A 4,228-nucleotide genomic window follows, 5' to 3' on the forward strand; every position below is an offset into this window, starting at 1 on the left:
GAGACGTTTCTTGCCCAGATGACGCATTGGTGCCTCTGGATCGGGATACTGGCCCTGCCCCTGACCGGACTGCTGCACCATTCCGCTGCCCCCGGATTTGCGCCGATCCTCTGGCCCTTCGGGCAGACCCTGCCTTTGGTTCCCGCCGATGAGGCGCTGGCGCTGATGTTTCGCAGGTTTCATGAAATGTCGGGATGGCTATTGATGGCGGCCCTTGCCCTTCACGTCGCGGGCACGCTGAAGCATGTCCTGATCGACCGCGATGCGACGCTCGGGCGCATGATCACCGGCAACGCGCCGCCTGCGCCATCGGGGCCGCAACCACGGCTGGGCATCGCCGCCGCGCTTTCGATCTGGTTTGCCATCGTCTTGGTGGCCCTGCTGACAGCACCTGCGCCCGAGGCCGATCCGTTCGACGATCTGCCAGAAGAATTGTTCCCGCTGGACTGATTGTTTGACGATGAGGGAAGCGCGTTGTGCAGGTTTCGGCATCGCTTCCGGGCCCATTATGTACTTTCAAGGACGGGGCCCTTCGCGCGGCGAAGTATGCGCCGGTGGAAATATCCGCAAAGGACGGATCACCCCTTGAAACAGATCGGTTCATCAATGGCCCAAGGGAGCACAAGACAAAAGAAAAAGGGCCCCTGCCGGGGCCCTTTTCATTGCACGTATCCTGCAGCTCAGCAGCTGTAATACATCTGGTATTCGACCGGATGGGGCGTGTGTTCGTAGGCGTAGACCTCTTCCCACTTCAGCGCCAGGTAACCATCAATCTGGTCCTTGGTGAACACGTCGCCCGCAAGCAGGAAGCCGTGATCGGCGTCCAGAGCCTCCAGCGCCTCGCGCAAGGAACCGCAGACGGTCGGGATGCCCGCCAGTTCCTCCGGCGGCAGATCGTAAAGGTCCTTGTCCGAGGCCGGGCCCGGATCGATCTTGTTCTTGATACCGTCAAGACCGGCCATCAAAAGGGCGGCAAAGGCGAGATAGGGGTTCGCCGCCGGATCGGGGAAGCGGGCCTCGACGCGCTTGGCCTTCGGGCTTTCGGTCCACGGGATCCGGACGCAGCCCGAGCGGTTGCGGGCGGAATAGGCGCGCAGAACCGGCGCCTCAAAGCCCGGGATCAGGCGCTTGTAGGAGTTCGTCGACGGGTTGGTGAAGGCATTGAGCGTCTTCGCATGCTTCAGGATGCCGCCGATGAACCACAGGGCCTCCTGGCTGAGGTCAGCGTATTTGTCGCCCGCGAACAAAGGCTTGCCGCCCTTCCAGATCGACATGTTCACATGCATGCCCGAGCCGTTGTCGCCCTTCATCGGCTTCGGCATGAAGGTCGCCGACTTGCCATATGCGTGGGCCACGTTGTGGATCACGTATTTGTATTTCTGGATATTGTCGGCCTGCTCGACGAGCCCGCCGAAGATCATGCCAAGCTCATGCTGGGCGGTCGCGACCTCGTGGTGGTGCTTGTCGACCTTGATGCCCATGCGCTTCATGGTCGAGAGCATCTCGCCGCGCAGATCTTGCGCCGCGTCGATCGGGTTCACCGGGAAATAGCCGCCCTTGTGACCGGCGCGGTGGCCCTGGTTGCCCATTTCGTATTCGGTATCGGTGTTCCAGGCCGCATCATGTGCGTCGATCTGGTAGGCGACCTTCTGCGGCGTCACCGAATAGCGCACATCGTCGAAGATGAAAAATTCAGCCTCGGGCCCGAAATAGGCGGTATCGCCGATGCCGGAGGCCTTGAGATAGGCCTCGGCCTTCGCAGCGGTCCCACGCGGGTCGCGGCTATAGGGCTCACCCGTATCGGGTTCGGCGACGTTGCAATGGATGCAGAGCGTCTTTTCGGCATAGAACGGGTCGATATAGACCGAGGACGTGTCCGGGATCAGTTTCATGTCGGACTGGTCGATCGATTTCCATCCGGCGATGGAAGAGCCGTCGAACATGAAGCCTTCCTCGAAGAAGTCCTCATCGACGATATCGACGATCAGCGTCACATGCTGCAGCTTGCCCTTGGGGTCGGTGAAGCGGACGTCGACATATTCGACTTCCTCGTCCTTGATGAGTTTGAGAACGTCCTTGGCACTCATGTCCTCTGGTCCTTTCGTTTGGGTGTTGCGGGATCGGAAGGCAGGGTGGGTTGAAACCCACCTTGCATCCCGGAATTCAGATCGCGTCCTCGCCGGTTTCGCCGGTGCGGATGCGGATGACCTGTTCGACGGGGGTGACAAAGATCTTGCCGTCGCCGATCTTGTCGGTGCGGGCGGCCGAGACGATGGCCTCGATGGCGGCATCGACCATGTCGTCGGCCAGAACCACCTCGATCTTCACCTTGGGCAGGAAATCGACGACATATTCGGCGCCACGATAAAGTTCGGTATGGCCCTTCTGGCGGCCGAAACCCTTGACCTCGATCACCGAAAGCCCCTGCACGCCGACCTCCTGAAGCGCTTCCTTCACCTCGTCGAGCTTGAAGGGCTTTATGATGGCTTCGATCTTCTTCATGGGGCGACTCTCCCGGGGTCAAATTTCCTGCGGTCGCGCCCCTGTCACCACTTTCGCTGCAGGGGCACAATTGGCTAGGCTTACCTGAAGGCGGGCGCATTCAGGATTCCGGGGTATCTGCCTAAATTTTGTGCAATTCGCTCGATGCTCGGGCAGTTTGTGAAGAACGGAGCCAACGCCATGACCGAACTCCTCACCGCCGCCCAAATGCGCGCCATCGAAGAGGCCGCGATTGCGAGCGGAGAGGTCACTGGCCTAGACCTGATGGAACGCGCCGGACGCGGCGTGGTCGAGGCGATCTTCGGGGAATGGCCGGAGCTTCGCGCGACCTCCCACCGCGCAGTCGTGCTCTGCGGTCCGGGCAACAATGGCGGCGACGGGTTCGTGGTGGCGCGACTTTTGAAGGAGTGGGGCTGGGAGTTGGAGGTCTTCCTCTACGGCGACCCCGAAAAGCTGCCGCCGGATGCGCGGGTGAACTATGAGCGTTGGGTGGGGATAGGGGAGGTAAAGGCGTACATCGTAGCACGCGACGAAACCTGCCTCGACACAGAAGTACTCATCGATGCGTTGTTTGGAACAGGTCTGACACGGGCCATCGACCGCACCGCAAGGGGTATCCTGGCGATGCTGACGGAAAGCCACGATCCGATATCGGAGTTGTCACAAAGACGATTGCGCACGGTTTCAATTGACGTGCAATCAGGATTCGATGCGGATTCCGGCCATCTGCTCGAAGAGCAGCCACCGAAGGATTGGTACGAGGGGTATTGGTCCGACTTGACCGTTACTTTCGAACGGGCGAGGGTGGGACACTTCCTACTAGCTGATCCTAACCGCTATCTCTTGGGGCGACCGACAAACGGTCGTCTGGTGGTGAAATCTATCGGGTTAGATCGACACGTGTCCTTGAACGAGGATGAAGTTGTCGGGGTTCTTGCGACGCTTCCTTGGACCTACCGCTCCCAGCTTGAGAAGCAACACCTTGACCACAAATACACCCACGGCCACGCCCTGGTTCTTTCCGGCGGAGCGGGCAAAGGCGGCGCGGCCCGCCTTGCCGCGCGGGGGGCGCTGCGGATCGGGGCGGGGCTTGTCACCGTGGGCTGCCCGCCCGAGGCGCTGGTGGATAATGCCGCGCGGCTCGATGCGGTGATGCTGCGGCCCGTCGCCGATGCCGATGCGTTCGGGCGTGAGTTGGAGGACAAGCGGATCACCGCGCTCTGCCTCGGGCCGGGCCTCGGGACCGGTGATCATGGGCGCGGTCTTGTCGCCCGCGCGCTCGCAGTCCCGGACTTGATCCGGGACCTCTCGCACGGTGATGGAGATCCCGGCGCGGGGGCCGGGACTGCGGTGGACGTGCGGCGGGCATTGGTGCTCGACGCCGATGCGCTGACGATCCTTGCCCGTGACCCCGACCTTTTCGCAGCCCTTCACCCGAACTGCGTCCTCACGCCTCATGCCGGTGAATTCGCCCGCCTCTTCCCCGACATTGCCGAGAAACTGGCGGCACCGGCCACGAAAGGCCCGGCCTATTCCAAGGTCGACGCGACGCGCGAAGCGGCAAAACGCGCGGGCTGCGTGGTGCTCTATAAGGGGCCGGATACGGTGATCGCCGATCCGACGGGCCGGTGCAGCATCAATTCCGCCCATTACGACCGCGCGGCCCCCTGGCTCGCCACCGCGGGCTCGGGCGATGTGCTGGCGGGCTTCATCGCAGGGCTCTTGG

4 protein-coding genes are annotated in these 4,228 nt (G+C 62.0%); 2 read left to right on the plus strand and 2 right to left on the minus strand.

All coding sequences use genetic code 11. From position 1 onward, the window contains the following. On the plus strand, nt 1–450 hold a 450-nt coding region (locus WBB85_RS16870; RefSeq protein ID WP_432639760.1), incomplete at its 5' end, for a cytochrome b. A 230-nt stretch (nt 451–680) separates the two neighbouring features. Here WBB85_RS16870 and glnA read toward each other — a convergent pair. After that, entirely contained in the window at nt 681–2,087 is a 1,407-nt protein-coding gene (gene glnA / locus WBB85_RS16875; RefSeq protein WP_432639761.1) for a type I glutamate--ammonia ligase, read from the minus strand. Between the two features lie 76 nt (nt 2,088–2,163). Then, the gene (locus WBB85_RS16880; protein WP_371285192.1) at nt 2,164–2,502 is read right to left on the minus strand and encodes a P-II family nitrogen regulator; all 339 of its coding nucleotides are present in this window, start codon (nt 2,500–2,502) and stop codon (nt 2,164–2,166) included. Nucleotides 2,503–2,682: 180 nt separating this feature from the next. Between WBB85_RS16880 and WBB85_RS16885 the strand changes: the two genes are divergently transcribed. Then, nucleotides 2,683–4,228, plus strand: a 1,546-nt coding sequence (locus WBB85_RS16885) for an NAD(P)H-hydrate epimerase (protein WP_432639762.1), incomplete at its 3' end; no start/stop codon positions are given.

This window comes from Albidovulum sp., from assembly GCF_049646345.1.
GTDB lineage: Bacteria > Pseudomonadota > Alphaproteobacteria > Rhodobacterales > Rhodobacteraceae > Albidovulum.